General features: G+C 40.5%; 21 protein-coding genes. 19 read left to right on the top strand and 2 right to left on the bottom strand.

The features are described 5' to 3' along the window. The first annotated feature begins 187 nt into the window (after nt 1-187). From ACZ5B7_RS16875 to ACZ5B7_RS16835, 9 genes are all read left to right on the top strand, one after another. Nucleotides 188-1909 (top strand): AMP-binding protein, encoded by a 1722-nt coding sequence (locus tag ACZ5B7_RS16875; protein WP_464490216.1) that lies wholly within the window; start codon nt 188-190, stop codon nt 1907-1909. A 30-nt stretch (nt 1910-1939) separates the two neighbouring features. Beyond that, nucleotides 1940-2731 (top strand): enoyl-CoA hydratase/isomerase family protein, encoded by a 792-nt coding sequence (locus ACZ5B7_RS16870; RefSeq protein WP_464490215.1) that lies wholly within the window; start codon nt 1940-1942, stop codon nt 2729-2731. Between the two features lie 15 nt (nt 2732-2746). Further along, complete coding sequence (locus ACZ5B7_RS16865; RefSeq protein ID WP_464490214.1) at nt 2747-3184, top strand: VOC family protein; 438 nt, start codon at nt 2747-2749, stop codon at nt 3182-3184. Between the two features lie 40 nt (nt 3185-3224). Then, nucleotides 3225-4301 carry a TRAP transporter substrate-binding protein gene (locus ACZ5B7_RS16860; RefSeq protein WP_464490213.1) on the top strand — a complete coding sequence of 359 codons (1077 nt, stop codon included), beginning with the start codon at nt 3225-3227 and terminating at the stop codon, nt 4299-4301. A 150-nt stretch (nt 4302-4451) separates the two neighbouring features. Next, entirely contained in the window at nt 4452-5033 is a 582-nt protein-coding gene (locus ACZ5B7_RS16855) for a TRAP transporter small permease subunit (RefSeq protein WP_464490212.1), read from the top strand. Further along, entirely contained in the window at nt 5034-6347 is a 1314-nt protein-coding gene (locus ACZ5B7_RS16850; RefSeq protein ID WP_464490211.1) for a TRAP transporter large permease, read from the top strand. Between the two features lie 36 nt (nt 6348-6383). After that, the gene (locus ACZ5B7_RS16845) at nt 6384-7175 is read left to right on the top strand and encodes an enoyl-CoA hydratase/isomerase family protein (protein ID WP_464490210.1); all 792 of its coding nucleotides are present in this window, start codon (nt 6384-6386) and stop codon (nt 7173-7175) included. An 18-nt stretch (nt 7176-7193) separates the two neighbouring features. Further along, complete coding sequence (locus tag ACZ5B7_RS16840; RefSeq protein WP_464490209.1) at nt 7194-7622, top strand: VOC family protein; 429 nt, start codon at nt 7194-7196, stop codon at nt 7620-7622. Nucleotides 7623-7715: 93 nt separating this feature from the next. Further along, nucleotides 7716-9443 carry an AMP-binding protein gene (locus tag ACZ5B7_RS16835; protein ID WP_464490208.1) on the top strand — a complete coding sequence of 576 codons (1728 nt, stop codon included), beginning with the start codon at nt 7716-7718 and terminating at the stop codon, nt 9441-9443. Nucleotides 9444-9691: 248 nt separating this feature from the next. Here ACZ5B7_RS16835 and ACZ5B7_RS16830 read toward each other — a convergent pair whose 3' ends face one another. Then, a complete protein-coding gene (locus tag ACZ5B7_RS16830; RefSeq protein WP_213145827.1) occupies nt 9692-9865 on the bottom strand; it encodes a hypothetical protein in 174 nt (57 codons plus the stop codon). 187 nt (nt 9866-10052) lie between these two features. Between ACZ5B7_RS16830 and ACZ5B7_RS16825 the strand changes: the two genes are divergently transcribed. The 5 genes from ACZ5B7_RS16825 (at nt 10053) to ACZ5B7_RS16805 (ending at nt 15881) form a co-directional block, all read left to right on the top strand. After that, the gene (locus tag ACZ5B7_RS16825; protein ID WP_464490207.1) at nt 10053-11063 is read left to right on the top strand and encodes an NAD(P)H-dependent flavin oxidoreductase; all 1011 of its coding nucleotides are present in this window, start codon (nt 10053-10055) and stop codon (nt 11061-11063) included. After that, complete coding sequence (locus tag ACZ5B7_RS16820) at nt 11060-12481, top strand: carotenoid oxygenase family protein (RefSeq protein ID WP_464490206.1); 1422 nt, start codon at nt 11060-11062, stop codon at nt 12479-12481. The genes ACZ5B7_RS16825 and ACZ5B7_RS16820 overlap by 4 nt, the downstream gene beginning before the upstream one ends. Before the next feature lie 119 nt (nt 12482-12600). Further along, nucleotides 12601-14307, top strand: a complete 1707-nt coding sequence (locus tag ACZ5B7_RS16815) for a class I adenylate-forming enzyme family protein (RefSeq protein ID WP_464490205.1) — start codon at nt 12601-12603, stop codon at nt 14305-14307. 33 nt (nt 14308-14340) lie between these two features. Further along, on the top strand, nt 14341-15540 hold the full coding sequence (locus ACZ5B7_RS16810; protein ID WP_213145831.1) for an acetyl-CoA C-acyltransferase: 1200 nt from the start codon (nt 14341-14343) through the stop codon (nt 15538-15540). Between the two features lie 38 nt (nt 15541-15578). Continuing rightward, complete coding sequence (locus ACZ5B7_RS16805; protein WP_464490204.1) at nt 15579-15881, top strand: muconolactone Delta-isomerase family protein; 303 nt, start codon at nt 15579-15581, stop codon at nt 15879-15881. A 488-nt stretch (nt 15882-16369) separates the two neighbouring features. Here the strand turns inward: ACZ5B7_RS16805 and ACZ5B7_RS16800 are convergent, their stop codons facing one another. Beyond that, nucleotides 16370-16816, bottom strand: a complete 447-nt coding sequence (locus ACZ5B7_RS16800) for a PaaI family thioesterase (RefSeq protein WP_423798154.1) — start codon at nt 16814-16816, stop codon at nt 16370-16372. A 397-nt stretch (nt 16817-17213) separates the two neighbouring features. On the opposite strand from ACZ5B7_RS16800, the gene ACZ5B7_RS16795 reads away from it, so the two are divergent. The 5 genes from ACZ5B7_RS16795 (at nt 17214) to ACZ5B7_RS16775 (ending at nt 24409) form a co-directional block, all read left to right on the top strand. Beyond that, nucleotides 17214-19436 (top strand): McrB family protein, encoded by a 2223-nt coding sequence (locus tag ACZ5B7_RS16795; RefSeq protein ID WP_464490203.1) that lies wholly within the window; start codon nt 17214-17216, stop codon nt 19434-19436. After that, nucleotides 19411-20883, top strand: a complete 1473-nt coding sequence (locus ACZ5B7_RS16790) for a DUF2357 domain-containing protein (protein ID WP_464490202.1) — start codon at nt 19411-19413, stop codon at nt 20881-20883. Before ACZ5B7_RS16795 ends, ACZ5B7_RS16790 begins: the two co-directional genes overlap by 26 nt. Nucleotides 20884-21677: 794 nt before the next feature. After that, the gene (solA, locus tag ACZ5B7_RS16785) at nt 21678-22826 is read left to right on the top strand and encodes an N-methyl-L-tryptophan oxidase (RefSeq protein WP_464490201.1); all 1149 of its coding nucleotides are present in this window, start codon (nt 21678-21680) and stop codon (nt 22824-22826) included. A 34-nt stretch (nt 22827-22860) separates the two neighbouring features. Beyond that, complete coding sequence (dctP, locus tag ACZ5B7_RS16780) at nt 22861-23889, top strand: TRAP transporter substrate-binding protein DctP (protein WP_464490200.1); 1029 nt, start codon at nt 22861-22863, stop codon at nt 23887-23889. A 22-nt stretch (nt 23890-23911) separates the two neighbouring features. Further along, entirely contained in the window at nt 23912-24409 is a 498-nt protein-coding gene (locus tag ACZ5B7_RS16775) for a TRAP transporter small permease (RefSeq protein WP_464490199.1), read from the top strand. The last annotated feature ends 12 nt before the right edge of the window (nt 24410-24421 follow it).

The following is a 24421-nucleotide window of genomic DNA, read 5'->3' as shown; positions in this document are numbered from 1 at the left end:
TTTGATAATATTCAAAATATTCATCATTTTTTGTGAGTTTTCATTGTTGGCACGGTACTTGCATTGTTATTTCATGACCATGTCGTTTCTGAAGTCATCATGGTTAGAAAAGGAGAGATCACTGAAAAGAGATAAACGGAGTCAATGAGTTGTTATTTTTATGATGGGAGAGTTTGGAGGAGGTCAAATGAGTGTAGAAATGTTTAAACAAACATTAGGGACTGAAGAAGAGTCTGTTATTAAAAAACTTGAAAAATGGGCAAGGAAAACAGGGGATAAGACGTTTGTCTATTATGGTGAAACACAACGATCGATTACCTATAAGGTGTTCAATGAAATGGTTAACAGTTTCGCGAACAGCTTAATCAATAAAGGGATTCAAAAAGGGGATCGTATTTCACTATTTTTATATAACCCTTTTATCACAACGATTGCGATGTTTGGCATTTGGAAAGCGGGGGCCGTTTATTGTCCGATTAACTTTAATTATAAAGGCAGTCTGCTTTCATACCAGATTAATGACACAGAGCCAAAAATGCTTATCACCGAAAGAAAAAAAGTATCAATTATTAATGACATAAAAGATCAATTAACGTCTTTACCTGTCATAATCCATGACCCAAAAGAAGAAGATCATGATTATTTGGATGAGAATGTCCAACTTGATAGTAAGTTTCCCAGCCTATCATTTGAAGATTTTATGGCAGGCAATCGTGACAATCCGTCTATTGACCTTCATTTTTTTGATATAGCAAATATTATGTACACATCAGGTACGACAGGTCCTTCCAAAGGGGTAGTACAATCTCATCGTTGTCTTCACAGTTATACATTTCTGGTACGCGCTTTTAATAATCAAGAAGACGTCCTTTACAGTGATATGCCGATGTATCATGTCGGTGCAGCATTTGCGAATGTTGTCACTGCCGCTTTTGTCGGCTGCACGGTTGCGATGTGGGATAAATTCAGTCCAGGTAATTTTTGGAAGCGTATCCAAATAAGCGGAGCGACAAATGCAATCCTTTTAGATGTGATGATTCCGTGGTTACTGAATGAAGAACCGACTGAAGACGATCGTAACAATACATTGAAAAAAGTAATATTGCAGCCGCTGCCTGAATATCACCATGATTTCGCCAAACGATTTGGGATTCATTTTGTACAAACAGGCTACGGGCAGACTGAAGCTGCGGGTGGGTGTAATGTCATTATTGATGAGCTTGGAGAGGAACAAGGCACTCCACCTGAACTGTATAAAGGATATACAAGAGAAGAAATTGCTGAAATAGCCAAACGGTTAAATCTTTCTTTTCCAAAAGGCAATATAAAATTTCCAAAAGGTTATTTGGGAGGTCCGACTCCATTTATGGAAGTAGCCATCCTAAATGAACATGATGAGGAATGTGACATTGGGCAGTCGGGACAATTTGCTTATCGACCTCTTTTTCCTTATATCATGATGAAAGAATACTTTAACAAGCCTGCAGCAACTGCAGAAGTTTTCCAAAATCTTTGGTTTCATTCAGGGGATGTAGGCTATAAAGACGAAAACGGATTCTATTATTTCGTTGACCGGATGAAAAATTTGATTAGGCATAAAGGGGAGAATATTTCATCCTATCAAATTGAAGATCTCATCACTCAGCATCACCTAGTGGATCTTTGCGCCGCTTTTCCGATTCCAGCTGAAGAGGGGGACGAGGATGATATTGTTGTCTATGTTGTCCCAAGAACAAATGAATTAAATGAAGCAGCTTTAAAGGAATGGACGAAAAGGGAATTGCCGAAGTATATGTGGCCGAAGTACATCCGAATCGTTCCGGATTTGCCAAAAACCCCAACAAATAAAATTGAGAAATATAAATTAAGGGCACTAATTTTAGAAGAGCTTCAAAAAGTTAATATTTAAGGATTATGCAGTAAAGAGGTGGGTTGATTGTTGTCTACGGAAGAAACATACGAAACGATTGTTTTTGAAAACAATAATGGGATCGCGAAAATTACGTTAAACCGTCCTGAGCAGCTGAATGCCCTAAATTATGCAATGTTACTAGATTTAGATAAGGCTGTTACCAGAATTAAAGAAGATGACACCATTCGGGTATTAATCATAACGGGAGCTGGGAGAGCGTTTAGTGCAGGTGGCGATGTTAATGGTTTTGAGAACGCAACCATTCGCCATATGAATCACCAAATGGAAATTGGCAATCGAGTGATTACGAATATTACTAATTTAAAAATTCCGGTCATTTCAGCAATCAATGGTCATGCCGTTGGTCTCGGTTTTAACTTCGCTTTAGCTGGAGATATTATTATCGCATCAGACAAGGCTAAATTCTCGCAGATTTTCATTAAAATTGGCGTCATTCCTGACGGCGGAGGCACCTTTTTTCTGCCGCGGCTAATAGGGTTAGCGAAAGCGAAGGAGCTGATGTTTACAGGAAGAATGCTAGATGCGAAAGAAGCCTGTGATATGGGGATAGTGAGTAGGGTAGTAAATAGTGAAGATTTTGAACAAGAAATCGAAAAGCTGGCTAAGCAATTTAGCCTAGCCCCAACAAAAGCCATCGGAATTATGAAACAGTTGCTGAACAAAAGCTATAATCATGACCTGCAGACAGCTTTAAGCTATGAACAACTAGGACAAAACCTTGTCCTTGACTCGGATGACTATCATGAAGGCGTTCAGGCTTTTATCAATAAAAGATCGCCTAAATTCTTAGGAAAATAAGAGAGGAGAATCACTATGAACGTAACGAATGGAGCTAAGGTAACAAAGGTGCCTTATGTGGCAATTGCAGTAAAGGACCGTGACAAAGCAGCTGATTTTTTTACAAAGACGTTTGGAGGAGAAGTGATTACTAGGTATTCAGGACCTGACAACGAATTTTTAGGCTATAAGGATGCTTTGATTCAAATCGGGGATTTTCATCTTTATTTAATGGAACCAATGGAAGAAGACAGTGTTGTGGGCAAATTTATAAAAAAGCGCGGAGAAGGGCTTCATCATATCGCATTTTCTTTCCCAAATTTACAAGAAGCCGTAGAAGATTTAAGAGAAAGATCACTAAGTGTTTTCGATTTAGGTCAAGCTACTGATGAACTTGCTTTCCTTCATCCAAAAGATGCACATGGGGTATTAATCGAGCTGACCCCTGAGAATATCAAATACAGGAATGATTAATAGAATCTATTTAATTTAAAAAAATTCCAGGGGGTAAAATATGGTGAAAAGAGAAAAAAAGCATGTTTCGTTGTTTGCTAGTTTCATGTTGTTAAGTTTAATCGTCATTTTAGCAGCTTGCTCAAGTGATAAAACATCTAGTGATTCTGGTAAACCTAATGGCAGCGATGAAAAGAAAGTTTATACATTTAACCTAAATTCTGTATACCCAGACACCACGTTAGCAGGGCTAAATTTTTTAGGACCTGAATTTATCAAGGAAGTTGAAAAGAGAAGCAACGGACGGATTGTGATCAAACCGTTCTACTCAAATGAGCTTGTCCCTCAATCAGAAATATTGAGTGCGCTGTCTAGCAATACCATAGATCTTGGTCTCACCAGCCCTGTTTACTTTGGCGATAGCATTCCAACTGCTTCGACACAGAGTCTTCCTTATTGGTCTAAATCACTTGAACATTCTTATGAACTCTATCGTGAAACAGGTGTAGGGGAACTATTTGAAAAAGAATTGGAAGAAAAGGGAGTCAAAGTTCTTGCCTATGGTGTTGGCGGCAGTGGTTATGGATTTGCTTTAAATAAACCGATAAAGAAGTTTGAAGATCTCAGTAAACTGCTGTTACGTTCATCCGGGTGGGCTACTGATACATGGTATAAAAATATCGGAATCTCAGGTGCCAGCATTCCTTTAGCAGAAACGTATGATGCACTGCAAAGAGGAGTCGTTGATGGAACACCATGGTCATTTACAGAACTAGAATCTTCGAAATATGGTGAAGTTGTTAAGTATATCGTTCAACCAGCATTCATAAATGGAGGGTTAAGCGGTCTATTTATCAACATGGATGCCTGGAATAAACTACCAGATGATTTACAGAAGGTTATGACGGAAGTTGCTCAAGAAATGGAGCTTAAGGCTCTTGAAACGAATAAAGAAAAGGAAAAAACAATTCAGGCACAAGTGGACAAATATAATATTGAAGTGATCAATCTTCCTGAAGACTTCCAGAAGAAACTTTATGATAGCGCCCAAGCCGTTTGGGATGAATATGCCAAATTGAATAAGAACACAGCAAAAACCGTAGAAATACTGCGTAAGGAAAATGGGGTATCTCAATAGCAAAAGTTCTGGGAAGTGTTTTCATTCCAGTCATGATGTCTACCCATGAGCTTGGACATCATGACTGTTGTTCTTCTATCTAGGATTAGGTAACGTCAGATAAGATTAGCCACAATGCAACATTAGTTTTTTATGAAGGGTGGGTTAAGGATGAAAGTTGAGAGTGAAATAATCCAAGCAAAAGAAAACAGGACATTGATGGAGGTTGTCAACAAATCAATCAGAAAAACAATCAGATCAATCAATTATATAAATGAAAAAATGTATATTGTGATTGGCGTGATTATTGTTTTTCTATCATTCATGATTTTCTACGATGTACTTGCCCGCTACTTCTTTCATAAACCTACTAGTTTCGGGTTTGACACATCGATTTGGCTGACGGTGGTGATGGCGTTTGTTGGCGGAGGGTATTCGCAATTAAAAAATGAACACGTTCGAGTTGATATTTTCTATGAAAAGTTTTCCGACAAAGGAAAAAGTATCGTGGACCTTTTCACTCATCTTTTCATATTTCTTACGGTTATTCCCCTTGTCTGGTGGGGGGGGAGTCATGTCCTTAAATTATTTGAACAAGGAACGGTTGCTACATCAGGCTTAAATATATCATTATGGATTAAGTTTCTTATTGTCCCATTCGGAGGAACCCTGCTCGGCCTGCAGGCATTGGTAACCTTTTATAAGGATATTTACTTAATTATTACAGGTAGAAAATATGAGGAGGACAAATAAGTGGATGGTTATGTTATAGCACTTATAATGTTTGGAGCACTGATGATCGGAATCATGATGGGTATTCCCATTGCCTTTACGATGTCCGGCATTTCCATTATCGTTGGCTTCTTCATATGGGGCGGAACTACTAGTCTGACTGGGTTTGTATTGTCTGCCTATAGTGATGTAGGCCAATTTGTATTTACTGCTGTACCATTATATATCTTCATGGCCGGAATTTTAAGATACAGCGACTTGGTAGAAGGGATGTATGAAGCGTTTTACCGTTGGTTTGGGGGGCTCAGGGGAGGACTAGCGGTTGGAACAACTATCATCGCCACCTTATTCTCTGCTATGGTTGGGACTACAATGGTTTCTACAGCTGCACTAGGAGCTATTGCACGTCCTTCAATGATTCGCCGCGGTTATAATGATGTTTTAACACAAGGCGTAATCTTGGCAGGGAGCGGGTTAGGAATTCTCATTCCCCCAAGTATTGTCATGATTATTTATGCTGTCATTGCGGATGTATCTCCTGGACAGTTGTTTATGGCTGGTATTCTTCCTGGAATCATGATGGCTGTCCTTATCATCATATACAGCTTAGTCGTTTGTTGGGTGCGACCTGACTTCGGCCCTGCTATCCCAAAGGCAGAAAGGTTTACGTGGAAAGAGAAATTTGTAGCACTTAAAGGTGTTATTTTACCATTAGCAGTCATTGCTACTGTTTTGGTCACCATTTTCATGGGAGTAGCTACACCGACAGAAGCTGCTGCAGTTGGAGTTGTAGGTTCCTTAATTTGTGCGGGAATCAAGCGGAAATTATCATGGAGCAACATCAAAAATATGTTTGAAATGACAATTGGATTATGTGCAATGTTGTTTTGGCTTGTTATTGGCGCCTCAGCCTATGCAAAAATTGTTAGTCTAACCAGAGTGGGTGAATATCTGTCAGGCTTAATAGAAGGTTGGAATTTATCTCCTCTGATGTTTCTGATTGTTGTTCTCATTGTCTATTTTATCCTAGGTATACCTCTTGATGCTGTACCGATTTTGTTCATGACGGCACCTATTATCATGCCTATCTTTGAAAGCATGGGGATTGACTTAGTATGGTTTGGCGTTATTTTTATCATCAGTGCTATAACAGCGAATTTATCTCCGCCTTTTGGAATACAGATGTTTATTTTAAAAGGAGTTGCTCCGGACATAAAGATTTCCGACACGTTTAAAGCGTGTTGGCCAATGGTTGGAATATTTACATTAGGTACGATTATATTATTTATTTTCCCTGAGATTGTAACCTGGCTTCCGAATCAAATGTATAAATAACAACTATATAAACATATATGAAAGGTGGGGTTGAGATTGTCAAGTGCATATAAGTTCCAGACAATTACTTTGGATGTGGAAGCCGGGATTGCCCGGTTAACTTTAAATAGACCGAACCGTCTAAATGCATTAAATTTTGCTTTAATCAAGGAGTTGGATCAGGCTGCATCCATTATTCAGGATATTAACGACATTAGAGTTTTAGTCATTACTGGGGTAGGAAGAGCTTTTTGTGCGGGTGGAGACGTGAAAGAAATGGAGACCACAACGCAGGAGCAAAATCAGGAAGCGCTAAGACTCGCTAGTCGGGCTCTCTACAACATCGCCAATTTAGAAGTTCCTGTTATTACTGCTGTCAATGGCTACGCCTTTGGCGCCGGATTCAGTCTAGCTTTGGCGGGGGATATTATTATTGCGTCTGATCAGGCAAAATTTTCAGCAGCTTTTGTAAAAGTTGGTTTGGCACCGGAAATGGGTGGGACCCATTTTCTCCCGCGTTTAATTGGATTAGCGAAAGCAAAAGAATTAGTATTCTCCGGTCGAACGCTTGATGCTCATGAAGCGTATAACTTAGGTCTTATTTCCAGTGTAGTGGGTTATGAAGAATTTAATCAGGTGGTGGAAAAGGAAGTTAAAAAGTTGTCTCAAGCCCCTACGAAAGCACTTGGAATTGCTAAGAAACTCCTTAACCACAGTTTAGAAAGAGATCTCAAGACATCCTTAATCTATGAACAAGTATACTGTCCCATAGCAGCACAAACAAAGGACCATGAAGAAGCAGTTCGCGCGTTTAAAGAAAAAAGAGAACCGGTTTTTACCGGAATTTAATGGGAGGAGGAAAATAGAATGAATACAAAAGTGACTAAAGTTCCTTACGTTGCTATTGCCGTTAAAGATATGCATAAAGCTGCCGATTTTTTTGCCAATACATTCGGAGGAGAAATCCTAGCTAAAGGGACGGTTGAAGAAGAGTTATATTTGGATTGTATGATTAAAATTGGGGAATTCGGTCTTTACTTAATGGAGCCTATGTCGGAAGACAGTGTAATTGGACGGTACATTGCAAAAAATGGAGAAGGCCTTCATCATCTCTGTTTCACTTTTCAAGACCCTAAACTAGCTCTAGCGGAGTTAAGACAAAAAGGGCTTCGAGTTTATAGTATCTATTTTGAAGCAGACGACATCGAATTAGCTTTTATGCATCCCAAAGACGCTTATGGAGTACTTCTTGAATTAACTCCAGAGACCGTTCCCTTACGTACAAATCTTTCATAGCGATTTTTTCCTTACGTAGTAGTTTTCTCGGGGAAAACATGTAAGCGAATTCAAAAAGTTGGCATGGACATTCTACAAGATGGAGGAGCAGTAATGGGAGTGGAATTGTTTAAACAAACATTAGGGACTGATGAAGAGTCCGTTATCAAAAAACTTGAAAAATGGGCAAGAGAAAAAGGGGATAAAACGTTTATCTATTACGGGGAAGATCATCGATCCATTACCTATAAGGTATTCAATGAAATGGCAAACAGTTTTGCCCATCATTTAATGGACAAAGGTATTCAAAAAGGGGACCGCATTTCGCTATTTTTAAAAAATCCCTACATCACCACGATTGCCATGTTTGGTATTTGGAAAGCTGGGGCTGTATACTGTCCGATAAACTTTAATTATAAAGGCAGCCTGCTATCATACCAGATTAATAGTACCGAGCCGAAAATGCTTATTACTGAAAGACAAATGGCAGGGGTTATTATTGACATAAAAGATGATATACCTGCTTTACCTGTTGTGATCCATGACCCAAAAGCGGAAGAGCATGACTATCAAGATGAAAATATCGAACTAGACCGTAAGTTTCCCAGTCTATCATTTCAGGATTTTCTAACAGGAAACTGTGAAAATCCAAATATCGACCTTCATTTTTATGATACAGCAAACATTATTTATACGTCTGGTACAACTGGACCTGCCAAAGGGGTTGTTCAATCCCATCGCTGTCTTCACACTTATACGTATGTCTTACGCTCGTTTAATAATCAAGAAGATGTCCTTTACAGTGATATGCCGATGTATCATATTGGTGCAGCATTTGGGAATGTTGTTAATGCCGCTTTTGTCGGATGCACGGTTGCAATGTGGGATAAATTCAGCCCGAGTGATTTTTGGAGGCGTATTGAGGTTAGCGGAGCGACAAATGCCATCCTTGCCGATGTCATGATACCGTGGTTAATGAAACAAGAGCCGACTGACAACGACCGTAATAATACTTTGAAAAAAGTACAAATGCAGCCGCTTCCTAAATTTCACCATGAATTTGCGAAACGATTTGGTATTCATTTTGTCCAGACGGGATATGGGCAGACGGAAGCAGGAGGCGGGTGTAATGTTGTTATTGATGAACTTGGAGAGGAACAAGGCACTCCTCCTGAACTTTATAAGGGATATTCAAGAGAAGAAATTGCTGAAATAGCCAAAAGTTTAAACCTTTCTTTTCCAAAAGGCAATCAGGAATTTGCGAAAGGCTTCATGGGGACTCCGACTCCCTTTATAGAAGTGGCCATCCTCAATGAACATGATGAGGAATGTGACATTGGGGAGAAAGGACAAATTGCCTATCGTCCACTGTTTCCGCATATCATGGTGAAAGAATACTTTAATAATCCAGCAACGACGGCCGAGGTTTTTCAAAATTTATGGTTCCACACCGGGGATTTAGGCTATAAAGACGCAAATGGATTCTATTATTTTGTCGACAGGATGAAAGATGTGATTAGGCATAAAGGCGAAAATATATCAACTTTCCAAATTGAAGATTTCATCAATCATCATGACCAAGTAGAGCTTTGTGCCGCCTTCCCGATTCCAGCTGAAGAAGGGGACGAGGATGATATTGTCGTCTACGTTGTCCCAAAAACACATGAATTAAGCGAAGCAGCGCTAAAAGAATGGACGAAAAAGGAAATGCCGAAGTTTATGTGGCCGAAGCACATTCGTATCGTTCCGGACTTGCCAAAAACGCCGACAAATAAAATTGAGAAATACAAATTAAGGGCTTTGATACTAGAAGAGCTTCAAAAAGTTTGGCTGTTTTCGTAAACTTTGTTGTTATGCAAGAAAAGCAGTGGTTTATTCAATTAGGAACGGGTTCCCCTCTGCGAAAAAGCTGGATTATGGGTCGACACCCTTGGAAGAGTAAAAAATAAGCGGAAGTTTTTCCGTTATTTGCAAAATGGAGCTTTTTTAGTAAAAAATAAGCGGAGTTTTTTCCGTTATTCAATGAAAAACTCCCGATTTTAGCGGTTTAAACTCAAATAAGGGAAATTTCTCCGTCTATTTCAGCTAATTTACACCCATTTTCCTAAATAAGCGGAATTTCTTCCTCTATTTTTTAGAATGAGCCTTAAGAAGGTAGCAGAAAGCAACAAGGTTTTAGAAAAGAGCCAAAAGTTAAAATCTAATGATTTTGCATAAGAAAAAGGTTCAGGCAGGGTACAAACTCTGTCTGAACCATTTTTCATACATTAAAGACCTCTGATAAAAAATTCATCAATTGATTCAGAAATTCATCAAAAAAGAGTGATTGATAAAATATTCATCATCCATCGTGTGTTTAAACTATTGGCACGGTACTTGCATTAATAAATAGTGTAGCTTGTAGTTTAATGCCAGTGGCTGCAAAGTATGAATGAAAAGGAGTGATTGTCCATGAGTCGAAGATTACCAAAATGGCTAACCGAAAACACGGTATTGCCGATTATTTCTGCCCCGATGTTTTTAGTATCGGGACCGGAGCTTGTCTTAAGCTGCTGCAAAAATGGGGTCATTGGTTCTTTCCCTGCCCCAAATGCCCGGACCATCGACATTCTTGAGGAATGGATGACCCGGTTGACAACGGAGTTAAAGGAGTACAAAGAAAGAAATCCAGACAAAAAGGTGGCTCCCTGGGCAGCAAATATTGTCGCGCATCGAAGCTATAAACGTCTCGAGGCGGAGCTTGCTCTTTTGAAAAAATTTAAACCGCCGATTGTCATTACCGCACTTGGGAGTCCGATCCCTGTTATTGAAACTGTTCATTCCTACGGAGGGCTTGTGTTTGCTGATGTGAATTCAGTCAAATATGCCAAAAAAGCAGCTCAGGCTGGTGTGGATGGTTTAGTTCTAGTCAGCGCCGGGGCAGGAGGACATACCGGATCTATTACTGGCTTTGCCTTTGTCGATGCCGTCCGCGAATTTTGGGATGGAATCATTGTGCTGGGCGGAGGAATTTCTACGGGAAAAAGCATCTTAGCTGCCCAAACATTGGGAGCTGATCTCGTGTATTTAGGGACCAAATTTATCGCAGCCAGTGAGAGCATGGCAAATGATCAATACAAGGAAATGCTCATCGAAGCCACACACGAGGATATTATTCTGACAAATGCATTTTCTGGTGTGCATGCTAATATGCTCCGGCAAAGCATTGAAAAAGCAGGCTATGATGTTAATAATCTATCAACTAAAAAAGCAATAAACTTTGACAATCCACATGGAGAAACAAAAGCATGGCGGGACATCTGGTCGGCTGGGCACGGCGTGGATACGATTACAAAAGTCCAACCAGCAAAAGAAATCATTGAAGAGCTTGAACAGCAATACAGGAAGGCCTATTCAGATTTTCAGCAGCCAAATGAGTGGCTTCCAGCGGAACAAAAGGAAAAGGAGGAATTTATACGATGATTGACACAAAAACCTATGAAAATCCCTATTTCCACGATGGTCTATACGCTCCGATTAAGGATGAAATGTATGTGGATGAATTAACCGTCCTTGAGGGGAAGGTTCCAACCGATTTTTACGGAGCCTATGTGCGAAACGGCCCTAATCCAAAACATGAACCTAAGGGCCGCTATCATTGGTTCGATGGGGATGGAATGCTTCATGCCGTTTATTTCGAAAATGGAAAAGTCAGCTATCGTAACCGCTATATCCATACAAAGGCCTTCCAGCATGAAGCCATTGAAGGGAAAGCCATATGGGCAGGATTAATGGAAGATAAAAAGCAAAATCCGTTTTTTGAAAAAGAAAAAAATACATCCAATACGGATGTCGTCTTTCATAACAATAATTTGCTGACACTTTGGTATCGGTCCGGCCAGCCCTACAAAGTCGATGCCAGAACATTGGAGACAATCGGAGTAGAGGATTTTGGCGGCCGTCTGACGTGCAATATTTCGGCCCATTCGAAAGTGGATGAGGCAACGGGTGAGTTTATTTTTTTCGATTATGGAAACGTGTATCCGTATATGATGTATGGCGTTGCTTCGGCAACAGGAGAGCTAATGCATGTTGCCCCGGTTGAGCTTCCGGGACCACGACTGCCGCATGATATGGCGATTACGAAAAATTACTCGATCCTGATGGATTTGCCGTTATTTAATGACCCTGAATCAGCGAAATTAGGAAGATACAGTGTCAAGTTTTTCCGCGAATTGCCGAGCCGATTTGGCATTATTCCACGTTATGGCGGTGCCGAGTCCATTCGCTGGTTTGAAGCAAGCCCTTGCTATATTTACCATGTGATTAATGCCTGGGAAGAAGGAGACGAAATTGTTTTAACGGGATGCCGGGTAAAAGAACCTGTTCCTTCAAGTACAAAAAGGGGCGGTCCAATTGAAAGAATGCTGGCTTTTCTCCGTATAGATGCCCAGCTTCATTACTGGCGCTTTAATTTGAAAACAGGGCAAGTAAAAGAGGGCGAGCTATGTGACATGAACACAGAGTTTCCGGTGATTAACCTTGATTATATGGGGCATAAATCGCGTTATTCCTATAATGTTCATATCGGTCCAGGGGAAACGGTACAATTTGACGGGCTGGTCAAATATGATACATGGACGGGGCAATCGAAAAAGTACATGTTCGGAGAAGGCCGATATGGTACGGAGGGGGCCTATGCACCGAAAATTAATGCCAAAGCTGAGGATGATGGTTATTTGGTGACATATGTTCATGATCAGCGGGAGAATCGATCGGAACTGATTATTATGGATGCAAAGGAATTTGAGCTTGGCCCGATTGCCAGACTTCTTGTCCCGCAGCATATCCCAATGGGTTTCCATGCGACGTGGATTAACGGTGAAAAGCTTTTCACGTAACAGGCTAAAGTTTGGCGGTAAAGTTTGACCTGTTTTTTTAGAAAGGGCTTACTTTTCCTAATGAAATGAAAAGTGAGCCTTCCAAAATTTGCACCTGATAGCAGGGGGACGGTAGAAATATGATTCTTTCATCAAATGAACGAATAAAAGAGTATGTACAAAAAGGCTGGTGGGGAACTGCCACCATAGAGGAGTATTTTCTTCAGCACGTTGAACAATGGTCAGACAAGGAAGCCATTGTCGATCCGATTAACCGGGGGGCGTTATGTGGAGGTCTGATGCAAAGGCTAACCTATAAAGAATTGGATCACAGGGTGAGTCGGTTAGCGGAAATTCTCCTTGAACACGGTATTGTGAAGGATGATATTGTGGCGATACATTTGCCTAATATCGTGGAACTAGTTATTACTTATTTGGCGGTTTTGCGAGTGGGGGCGATTTCCAGTCCATTTCCGGTTCAATATCGTGAATTTGAATGTTCCCAACAGTTGAAGATGTTAGGTGCAAAAGCAGTGATTACGATAGAGAAAATGAATCAACGTGAATATGCAGCCATGCATGTCAAAATTAAAGAGCAAGTCCCATCGGTTCAACGTGTTTTTGTATTTGGGAATGATGTTCCCGAAGGGGCGATTCCGATTCATACAGACGGGATTGATTCAGAGTTTACGAGATTGAAAGCCTATCGTGATACGATTAAAATAACAGCGGATGATATATTCACCATTTGCTGGACATCTGGAACAGAGGGGAAACCAAAAGGTGTCCCAAGAAGCCATAATGAATGGTTTATCAGTGCTTATGGAACAGTAGATGCCGCTCAACTAACAGGAGATGACCGCATTTTAAATACCTTTCCGATGGTGAATATGGCGGGTATCGGTGGGATGCTGATTCCGTGGTTATTGTCAGGGGGGAAATTGGTGCTGCATCATCCCTTCGATTTACCCTCATTTCTTCAGCAGGTTGAACAGGAAACGATTACGTACACACTAATTCCACCTGCCTTACTAAATATGATGCTAAAAAATCAACCCATGCTAAATGGTAAGGATATTACCTCACTAAGGGCTGTGGGAACAGGCTCTGCTCCTTTGACCGCATGGATGATTGCGGGCTGGAAGGAAAAGTATGGCGTGGACATTATCAATTTCTTTGGCTCTAACGAAGGGGCAGCATTTTTAAGCAGTCCGAATGATATCCCCGATCCAGAAATGCGAGCGAAATATTTTCCGAGATTTGGAGTCAAAGGGTTCAACTGGGACAACCGAATTTCTGAAAGGATTGAAAGTAAGATTGTAGATTTAGAGACAGGGGAGGAAATTACAGAATCACTTCACCCTGGTGAGCTGCGGATTAGAGGGGCCAGTCTGTTTTCTGGTTATTGGAAATCAGAAGAAATGAATCAAACGTCATTTGATCAAGACGGATACTTTTGTACAGGGGATTTATTTGAGATTGCCGGTGATCAAAATCAATATTATCGAGTTGTTGGACGAGTCAAGGATGTAATCAACCGCGGGGGACTAAAGATATCACCCGAGGAGCTGGAAGGATTGCTTCAAGGCCATCCAATGGTGGAAGATGTGGCTGTCGTCTCTTATCCGGACCCGATTATGGGTGAAAATGTATGCGTTTGCATCGTTCCAAGAGAGTCTGCAGAAATCAAGCTGGAGGAACTTGTTGCATTTTTACGGGAGAAACAGATTGCTTCTTATAAATTGCCGGAGCGATTGGTCCTGTTAGATCAGCTGCCGCGAAATCCGGTAGGGAAAATCTTGAAGAATCAGCTCCGGGAGATGGTGAAAAGTGAGCGGGTTAATTAAGGAGCTTATTGTTAAGAAAGGAGTGTGAGAAAGATGGAGGCTTATATTTATGATACGATCCGTACACCGCGCGGGGCAGCAAAGAAAAATGGTTCATTGCTTGAAGTGAATCCCATTCATTACGTTTCACAACTGTTTCATGCGCTTGAATCCAGGAACGAACTGCGCTTATCAGAAGTGAGCGATATTGTTTTAGGCTGTGTTACACAGGTTCGCGACCAAGGGTCCAATATTGCTAAGGTGGCAGCTCTGTTTGCTGGTTTGCCCAATACCATTCCCGGCATGACGGTCAATCGCTATTGTGCGTCAGGTTTAGATGCCGTTCTGATTGCTGCTGCAAAAGTGAAGGGAGAAATGGATGAGCTTGTCATTGCAGGCGGCGTGGAGTCTTCCTCGAGAGTTCCCATGTTTTCTGATGAAGGATCGTGGTTTTCTGCTCCCGAAGTGATGGATAAAACAAATTATGTCCATATGGGGGTATCCGCTGATATTATGGCATCGTTATCAGGATTTACTCGCGAAGAGCTTGACCAATATGCTTATGAATCGCATGAACGCGCCGAGAATGCGTATCAGCAGGGCTATTTCAACCGTTCTTTACTCCCTATCTATGATCAACAACATCAAGAATTTTTGGAAAAGGACGAACTTGTTCGTCCTGATATTTCAATGGAAAAATTAACGGCTTTAAAGCCATCGTTTTCCGAAAAACATATAAGTGGAATGGAGAGCCGAATTAAACTGCAATTCCCTCAATTGAAGGAAATCTCCCATGTCCATCATGCCGGGAATTCTCCTTCCTTAGCCGACGGAGCTTCTTTGATTCTCATTGGTTCGGAAGAAAAAGGGAAAAAGCTGGGCTTAACACCGCGAGCCAGAATTGTGGCTTCCGCTAGCGTTGCGGATGACCCTTTCTTATTAGGCGGCGGGCAAAAGGCAGCTGAAGAGGTTCTGAAGAAATCGGGATTAACAATCGGGGATATTGATTTGTTTGAGTTTAATGAAGCTTTTGCTGCGACGGTACTAAAGTTTCAACGTGATTTTGGTCTTGACCGGGATCAGCTGAACCCGAACGGCGGTGTGATTGCAATGGGACATGCGCTTGGGGCAACGGGAGGTATGCTCATTTGTACGCTGTTGGACGAATTGGAAAGACGCAATCAGAAGCGCGGACTTGTTGCCATAAGCGGAGGAGCAGGAGTAGGCACGGCGCTGATCATAGAAAGAGTATAATTTTAAAAAATTGAAGTGAAGCAAAGGAGGCGTTTATCTTGTTATTTTTAATCAAAGCTGCTGTTATTCAAAAGGATCTCTCTATGGATGAGTTATGGGAGAAATGGGAGGCTGAAGCGAAACTTTGTCTTAAAGCAGTTGAGCGAAAGAAAATCGTCGGGGCCTATAAGATTTCTGGACAAAGAAAAGTCGTGCTTATTTATGATGCTTCCTCTCATGATGAACTGGATCGAACCTTTATGGCTGGGCTCCCATTATCAGAGTATGTTGAAATTGAGGAAATGCTTCCTATTCGTCCCTATGAGGATTTTGCGATAGATATCGGCAACCGTTGGAAATAGGAAAATCATTGGCTTTCAATGATAATATCTTTAGGTTTACTTTTGACATCGCAAAGGAAGATGAAGAAATTCTTTATAACTGGATAAATGAAATTTGTGAATATCGGCTTCATTATGATTTTGAACGTAAGGGAAAAAATCCTCAGATTCAATCCAATAGTGAATTGAGGATTTTTTTAAAAAAATTTTTGGTATGTTACCCTCTTTTTACAAAATGGATGTAATTTTGGATAAATTGTCCCTTTTTATTTATCCAAAACTGTTCAAAGCTCTTGCTGGGGAAGCTATTACAATGAAGTGGTTCAAACGAGATGAATACAAAAATTGTTGAGTTTCCTCCATTGGAAACCAAAAGGAATTAATCGTGAGAAGGCACCACCCAATTATTGGATGGTGCCTAAGATAATAATAAATGGTAGATTTAAGTAGTTATGTAGAGGAAGTAATAATAAAATAAAGTAGAGAACCATCCCCCTGGTCACCCTCTGTTACTTGTCGTATCGATAAAATGTGCCGGAGGTCGTGCACAATAACTCGCCTTCTTCATTGCGTACGTCCGCTTCCATGAATGAAATTTTATAGCCATCCTTCTTATAACGAGACGTTGCAATCAATTTTCCGGATTTCGTTGCTTTAAAAAAAGAGGTCTTCAATTCTAGCGATACATAAGGTACGTCCTTCAGCCGAAAGTTTAAATGACCCATCGCTGTGTCAGCGAGAAAGGTAAAGATGCCACCGTGCACGATCCCAGCCGGGTTATACATAATGTCAGTTACCGGACACGTAATGGTACATGTTTTCGCCTCATCATCATAATCAAACTCAAACTGCAACATATTGAACATAAATATACTTTCCGGTTTGATGGCGCTTGTATCATAGGCCTGCTCCATATGTGCCATAAATTCTTGCTTGTTCACCGATAATTCCCCCATTGTTAAAATTTCTCCCTTTTAATAATATCATATTTTTCGGAATTATTAGACTGCATTACTGAATTTAGCTAAATTCGGTAATTCGTTTGTGATTGTAAAAGTAAATATATTTTCTAGTTCACACGTTGCAATAGAATAAAAGGCCGGCGGGTCAGCCTCCCAGCATGCAAAAGTTTTAACGTGCAACGGGTTCGACCCTAAATTATGTCCACTTGGTAGAACTTCTCTTTCAGTTACACCAAATTTGGTAGATGTAATTTTCCTAATTCTGCTAGAATATAAATAAATCTTAATTATTTCAAATGCGCTCTTTTAAAGCGCCTCGACACCTGCCATAAAGGCCGGAACAAGTTTAAGATTACGATCAATGAATTATTTTAAGCGGGTGAAACTAATAATGCTAAACCTTACATACTTTCAATCATTATTTAACGAAGACAACACCGAAATTCGCTGCCGAAAGGTGCTGGATGAAATTTCACCGGTTGTGAAACCAATTTTTCAACAATTTGTTGAAAGAATCGGGATACAGATCGGAAATGAATACATAATCAGAAGCTATGATACGACGCTTACCACTACCTATCATGATGCCCGTAATCCAACGTATGCTGAGAAGAAAAAGGAATCTGATATTGGCCGGAAACACTATATTAAACTGAATCGGAAAGTGGATGACAAGGAGTATAATTTCCTCACCCTTGAACTTGATGGGATCAGCAGAATGCTGATGATTCATTCTGAACTGAATTTCATCCCGTTTTGGGCATGGGTTCGGAACGAAAAAATTCAAGGTGTCCTGGAGGCGATTCCGTCCGATTATTCTATTTTTACGGGATGGAAGGAAAAGTCGGTGATCCCCAAAGAGGAGTTTGTTCTGTTTGTCAAAAGCTGTATTAAACCACGCAAACGGCCAAACTTTGAAATTGGAACAAGCCTGCCGCTGGAAGGGAACTTGGAAGAGGAATCCCTGATTGCCGAGCTTGTGTCCGCTTGGGAAAAGCTTGGCCCATTCCGAAGTTTTTATAACGAAGAAATTGATGTTTCAACTCGAGCATATGATGCCCTGATGCTCCTGGCCGCTACCCGAAACATTAAGGAAACACAGTTGCTTGGCCGTTCCTATTCAGTCGACATAGGGCCATTGGAAGATCAAAAACAGGGAAAACGACAGCCTTTTAATATCTATGATGGAGAGCAAATGCTGACAAAGGGGTTTATCAGCTACCTTGACTATAGTGATAAAGATTCGCCATTCCAGACAATTATCGTGCAGCTTGAGGGGCATAATCATATTTTCACTAGCGCCAGAGCCATAATTGGGAACGGCGTGATAGAATGGTGGATTTCCAAGTTATTCGCATCACAGAGCCGGGATAACACGCAGGTGATGGCCAATGCGATGCGATTGTTAAGTGAGCATCATATTCAGGTAAAAGGAAGTTCCTATAATGTCGGAAGCTTCAATAATGAAACGCAGTCCTTTGTGGAAGGGGCTGAAGCGGTCAAGAAAACGTTTATCGATGCTGCCATAATCTTTGCTCATGCAAAAGGGAAACTGGAATTGCGGTCTGATGCTCCAACTGTCGGAACAGGAGAAGAGGACGAGCCTGAGACAGAACAAGGATTGGAACCGAACTTTATGTTCAGTGAAATCATCAACATGATTTCCAACAGCCAATTTACGTTTTCCCATGACATTATTCGTGATTTACATTTGAATTTGACTGCTTTGGATGATAAACATTTTGTTCTGTTAAGCGGGATTTCCGGAACAGGGAAAACCCAGCTTTGCCGCTTATATGCCAACGCCGTTTACGGTTTGGAATATGAGAGTGAAAATCCCTATTTTACGATTATTCCGGTGCGTCCAGACTGGACGGATGCGACTGCTCTGTTCGGTTATTATAGTTCCTTTGAAAAACGCTATGTCAAAACGGAGTTCCTCCAGGTTCTCCTGAATGCGTTAAAAGAACGGGATAAGCCGCATTTCATTTTACTTGATGAAATGAATTTGGCCCGGGTGGAGTATTATCTGAGTGATTACCTAAGTGCGGTTGAATCGCGCAAGGAAATTCCACTGCATCAGGATGATCAGATTACCGATATTCCAAAGAAACTGGTGATTCCGCCGAATGTCTATGTATTGGGAACCATTAATGTTGACGAAACCACCCATTCCATCTCTGATAAAGTCCTGGACCGTGCCTTTGTCATGACGCTTTCCGATGTTGACTTTGATTCATATTGGGAGAGGGTAGACCAGGATTTGAAAGCTGCGCTAACGAACGAGTTTACGATTTTACAGGAATTGCATCGCACGTTATCCTTTTATGAGCTGCATTTTGGCTATCGTTCCATGGGGGAAATGCTACAAAAACTATATGCCAATCACCAGCTCCCTGAAGAGTATCAACTGGATTCGATGGAGGCATTGGATCGGGTGATTTCTGAAAAAGTGTTAACGAAGGTCCGTGGGGATGAGCGGATTTCTGATATGCTGGCGAATTTGGAGGAATGGCTGACCATGAATATTGGTGCTGCTTCCATCTCACTTCAGCACGTGAAACGGATGAAAGAGGAGTTAGAGTATTATGGTGCAACACAATTCTGGCGCTAATCTCCTTGAGCTTTTTGATAAGCAGCAAGGCTGGATTCCTTTTTTTGATGCGTATCTTAGAGAAGCGACTGAATATAAGCTGCGTTTTCACAGTACTGAAATAGATGTGAGCTTTCAGGGTATTCCGGTACCATTTTTTCAAAAAGAGGGAAAAGGCTATGCTACGTTCATGACGCCTTTTCAATCTGGCTCCGTTCGGGTTTTTATAAACGGTCAGGAATTTGAGACCTTTGTTTATCCGGATGATCGGAAACTGACGGAAGATCAGTTCAACCTGATGCTGGAAGAAATCTTGTCGGAGGCAAATAGCTGCTTCCAGCTCAGCGGGTTGACGACCCATGTCAATGCATCTGGCCGAAACCGTGATATCACTTGGACACAGTGGAGTTATTTGGATCGATCCTTTCATCAGTTGAAGCACATTTTTTCAAGAATTGAAAAGCAGCCGCTTCGCCGTTTGGACAAGTATACCATGATGATGAAACGGGAAAAGGTCCAGCATTCGGAACAGGTCACTTTAAGGTGGTTGGATCTGCAGGGGTATGGTGACGAGATTCCGAGTACGGTACAAAATGTGAAGACATTGGAAACGCGAAATCTATATGAAAATCAAGTGCTAAAGCAGCAGTTGCAGGATTTGTATCGGCTCCTCCGCAAGTACGAAGTGGTTAAACATGAGGAGGTAGCCGGCAAAGCGTTGAGATATAAAGGGATTGTCAAGCGGTGGTTAAACAGTGCGTTTATGAATGAAGTCACAGCAAACAAAGGTCCTTATACGATTACGCAAAAATTTCGTAAGCATCCCGTCTACCGCCTTTGGTATCAATGGTTTGACCAGCTTTATAAGCATAACCGTGAGGGCATCGGCTTTGATTACCCAATTTCATTAAAAGACACGTTTCAATTGTATGAAATGTGGTGCTTTATGAAGGTGGTCAGGATTCTGAGGGAAGCGGATCTTGTGCGTGATACGGGTGGATTGTACCGGATGACGAAGGATGGCATTTTTCTGAATCTGGCCGAGAATAAGGAAAGCAAGATTCAGCTGCGGGACGGTGTGAACCTGTACTACCAACGGGCCTATCAGTTCAACTCCCCAAATTTCCATACGTATACGCAAAAGATGATTCCGGATATTGTCCTAGAAGGGGAGAACGGCCTGATAGTGTTTGACCCGAAATATCGGGTTCCGGACAATTTGGGTACTGCACTGGGAGAAATGCATAAATACCGCGATGGCATTCTTAAACGTGATACCGGTGAGCGTGCCGTTCAGGAGGTCTATATCCTGACACCGACAGCTGATGAAGCGGCCAAAGGGATGAGATATTTCGATTCGGATTATCATGATCAATATGGAATGGGTGCAATTAGAGTAATGCCAGGGGAAGAAGATGGATTTTTCCTCGAGAAGATTATGGGAATTGTTTGTCGGTTGTCCAGGTAGAAATAATGTGCAATTTTATTTTCTGGAAAACATCATTAAAATTAATTTGCGGTTTGGTAGTAAAAAACATAGTTTCATCTGTTATTAATTTAAGATAAAGAGCGGAATATGAAGAAAGGAGTAAAGTGCACATTAACGTAAATGTGTTTAATAGGGCCGAGGTGGTTATGTTCTACATATTGTTGTCTGCCCGATCTAAACAACCTTTCCCGAAAAGGTACTTACACAAATAGTTATTATGGAATATTAGTACAAATAGTACTGAAAGATATCCTCAGAAGGATCTGGACGAAATGCTCGGATTCTTCCGAGAGATTTCACTTCCTCGAAAGCTTAAGCATCTCAGAATGGTTTGGGAGCTGAGTGAGAAAGAGTTGAACGAAGTCGCTCGGATATGCTTGCTTCCTGAGAGCACAATGGGTAAAATGCCTATACTAATCAAATGATTCTAAAGGCTTTCCATACTATGGAAAGCTAGGAGGATTATTGCTCACTCCTTTTCTTTAATTCAATCTAGGATTAAAATAGTCTCTCACCAAATCCTCGTAATAACCACGTTAGTTTAGCAGTAACAGCAAGTCTGCTACCATCCCCAAGTTGAATTTCAAACAGCGCATCTATACCTACAGCTTTACCTTTCTAACTTTATAACTAACAGATAATTTTAAATTGATTTAATTTTCAGTATTTCTATTGTAAATACAGTGTTAAGTTTATATAATAAAGGAGTGAACAATCACTCTCTACTTTTAAAGAATTTTATACACAAACAAAATATAAAAAGGAGTTCATTTATGATGACACAAAGAGTTGCAGTTATTGGAGTTGGATCCATAGGCAGTATGACACTGTGGCAATTGGCTAAAAGAGGGATTCAAGCGGTTGGATTTGAACAATTTGGAATTGCACATGACCGTTCTGCGGTTGGCGGGGAATCTAGAATGTTTAGAACTGCTTACATGGAAGGTGCCGATTACGTTCCGTTGCTTAAAAAGTCACGGGAATTATGGAAACAGTTAGAGTCCGAAACAGGCCAAGAGCTACTGAATTTGAATGGTGGGCTTATGATAGGTCCAGAAGATTCCTATAAAATGAAAAACGTTGTAAAAAGCGTGATCGATTTTGATATTGGTCATGAGATTTTAGATAGTATACAAGCTACCCATCAGTATCCTCAGCATCGATTTTTTGAAAACGAAATTATCGTCCTTGACAAAGAAGCCGGAGCGATTCGACCTGAGTTAGCCGTTTTTACTGCAGCAGAACGTGCGGAAGCACTTGGTGCTAAGATACACCGATATACAGAGGTTGAAGATATATGTGAACTGGATAATAAAGTTCAGGTTACGGCAAATGGTCAAGTTTATGACTTTGACCAAGTTATTATTACAGCAGGTCCGTGGACAACAAAGTTTTTTCCTCAACTAAAAAATCATTTAACTCCTCGAAAAATTGTTATGACATGGTATCCAACAACTAGATTAGACAACTATAAACCTGAGAAGTTTCCTGTATTCGGAAGGATTTGTGAAGATATTAATATTTTTGGAGTTCCAACCATAGAAGGAAGTATGGTCAAAATTGGAAGTATTGATACCTTTGGGGATATCGAAGATCCTAGCCAATTATACCGTGATGTTAAACTTTCGCAATTAAAAGGAATTAATGGGGCTGTAAGTAAGTATTTTACTGAATTAAGACCTGACCCTGTAAGAATAAGTGTACACATGGATGGGTACACATCAGACGAACATCCTGTGGTAGGGGCGATTCCAAATTTAAATAGAACCTACATTATGGGCGGCTATTCTGGTCACGGATTCAAGCTAGCGCCAGTTATGGGGAAAATAGCTGCAGATTTATTAGTCGATGGAAAAACAAGTTTCTATATTGACCATTTTAAACCAAGCCGATTTAGTGAGTCTCAGATTGTATCTAATTAATAGTTTAAAAATATCTAAGAATTGAGGGATTGGGATGAAGAAAGGATTTATATTCATATCACTTCTTATGATGGCCTTGTTATTAGGTGCGTGTGGAAACAAGGACCAAGCCTCTGGGGAAGGCGGAAGCAAAAAGAACTATGAATTAAAATTTGGAGGCATTATGCCAGAGGATCACCCTGACACCATTGCCATGAAAAAAATAGCGAAAGAAGTAGAAAAGCAAACTGATGGACGGATCAAAATCAAGGTTTTCCCATCAAGTCAATTAGGTGATTATACTCTAATGTATGAAGAGATTGGAAAAGGAACTTTGGACATGGGGTTAATGTCTAATCCTTCCCATTTAGACAGTCGTCAGGAAATGGTTCTCCTGCCGTACCTTTTCAAAGATTATGAGCAGGCAGAAAAACAATTTAAATTGGACTCTTTTGTTGGAAAAAAACTACAAGAGATTGATAATAAACAAAATATCCAATTATTAGGATTTCATGCCCAAGGTTTTGGTGGATTGGGAACAAAGAATGAAGTGAAAGAACCATTAAATTTCAGCAGCAAAAAAGGGGTCTTGCTGCGTGTCCCTGGAATGGATACTTTTATAAAAAATGCGGAAGATTTGGGATTTAATACCGTGCCGCTGCCTTATGCTGACCTATATACAGCTCTTCAATCAGGAACAGTAGAGGGATGGGTTGGTGGACACCCACAAGTGAATTATATGCAATTTAGAGATGTTATTAAGTATTACTATCAATATAATAACTTCTTTGAGGCACACAACCTGTATATCAATAAAGACCTGTGGGATAGTTTTTCAGAAGAAGACCGCAAAGTATTCCAAAAATTATCGGATGAAATGACAGCTAATAGTTTTAAGAATGCCGAAAAACTGGAAGAGGAATACAGAGAAAAGCTGAAGGAAGAAGGAATTAAGGTCATTGAATTTTCAGATAAAGAATTACAGACACTTGCAGATTATTCGCGTAAAAACTCATGGTCTGTTGCAGAAAAGACTATTGGGAAGGACTTATTAGATGAACTATTGGCAGCATTAGAAGAATAATCAATAAAGGGGGGAAAACTTTATGAATATTATCCATAAGATTTGGAGTTCCCTCCTAGTTATCCAGAGGGGAATTATGATTATCTCTAGCTCCTTAATCGTATTAGGGTTAGTCATTACCGTTATATTACGATATATCTTCCAAACCGGATTACACGGTTTGGAAGAGTTAATTATTATTCCTGCATTTTGGATGTATTTTATAGGGGCTGCTTATGGGACATATAAAAAAGAACATATCACTGCCGATATTTTAAGTGTATATCTTACCAGTGAGAAAAAACGTTTATGGCTTAAAATGATAATCTCACTCATTAATTGTTCACTGATTTCAATATTTGCCTTTTGGAGTATAGAGTATATTTTCTGGAGCATAAACAAAGGAGCACACTCTAATGTATGGAAGTATCCTATGTATATTCCTCAGAGCTCCATCCTTGTAGGGTTTGGATTAATGACACTTTATACTTTCGTTGAATTAGTGAAGGATATTGTTAAATTACGTCGCTATAAAACTTAACGAAAATGAGGA

The organism is Neobacillus sp. S1115, assembly GCF_055385565.1.
Note: the sequence above shows the minus strand (reverse complement) of the source record. Positions and strands in the feature narration are given on the sequence as shown.

Excerpts from the sequence above, each read along its gene's own strand:
- ACZ5B7_RS16835 (WP_464490208.1), top strand. The coding sequence starts at position 7,716 with ATGGGAGTGGAATTGTTTAAACAAACATTAGGGACTGATGAAGAGTCC.
- ACZ5B7_RS16855 (WP_464490212.1), top strand. The coding sequence starts at position 4,452 with ATGAAAGTTGAGAGTGAAATAATCCAAGCAAAAGAAAACAGGACATTG.
- ACZ5B7_RS16820 (WP_464490206.1), top strand. The coding sequence starts at position 11,060 with ATGATTGACACAAAAACCTATGAAAATCCCTATTTCCACGATGGTCTA.
- ACZ5B7_RS16775 (WP_464490199.1), top strand. The coding sequence starts at position 23,912 with ATGAATATTATCCATAAGATTTGGAGTTCCCTCCTAGTTATCCAGAGG.
- ACZ5B7_RS16800 (WP_423798154.1), bottom strand. The coding sequence starts at position 16,816 with ATGGGGGAATTATCGGTGAACAAGCAAGAATTTATGGCACATATGGAG.
- ACZ5B7_RS16790 (WP_464490202.1), top strand. The coding sequence starts at position 19,411 with ATGGTGCAACACAATTCTGGCGCTAATCTCCTTGAGCTTTTTGATAAG.
- ACZ5B7_RS16795 (WP_464490203.1), top strand. The coding sequence starts at position 17,214 with ATGCTAAACCTTACATACTTTCAATCATTATTTAACGAAGACAACACC.
- ACZ5B7_RS16875 (WP_464490216.1), top strand. The coding sequence starts at position 188 with ATGAGTGTAGAAATGTTTAAACAAACATTAGGGACTGAAGAAGAGTCT.
- ACZ5B7_RS16810 (WP_213145831.1), top strand. The coding sequence starts at position 14,341 with ATGGAGGCTTATATTTATGATACGATCCGTACACCGCGCGGGGCAGCA.
- ACZ5B7_RS16825 (WP_464490207.1), top strand. The coding sequence starts at position 10,053 with ATGAGTCGAAGATTACCAAAATGGCTAACCGAAAACACGGTATTGCCG.
- ACZ5B7_RS16860 (WP_464490213.1), top strand. The coding sequence starts at position 3,225 with ATGGTGAAAAGAGAAAAAAAGCATGTTTCGTTGTTTGCTAGTTTCATG.
- ACZ5B7_RS16840 (WP_464490209.1), top strand. The coding sequence starts at position 7,194 with ATGAATACAAAAGTGACTAAAGTTCCTTACGTTGCTATTGCCGTTAAA.
- ACZ5B7_RS16865 (WP_464490214.1), top strand. The coding sequence starts at position 2,747 with ATGAACGTAACGAATGGAGCTAAGGTAACAAAGGTGCCTTATGTGGCA.
- ACZ5B7_RS16830 (WP_213145827.1), bottom strand. The coding sequence starts at position 9,865 with ATGAAAAATGGTTCAGACAGAGTTTGTACCCTGCCTGAACCTTTTTCT.
- ACZ5B7_RS16815 (WP_464490205.1), top strand. The coding sequence starts at position 12,601 with ATGATTCTTTCATCAAATGAACGAATAAAAGAGTATGTACAAAAAGGC.
- dctP (WP_464490200.1), top strand. The coding sequence starts at position 22,861 with ATGAAGAAAGGATTTATATTCATATCACTTCTTATGATGGCCTTGTTA.
- solA (WP_464490201.1), top strand. The coding sequence starts at position 21,678 with ATGATGACACAAAGAGTTGCAGTTATTGGAGTTGGATCCATAGGCAGT.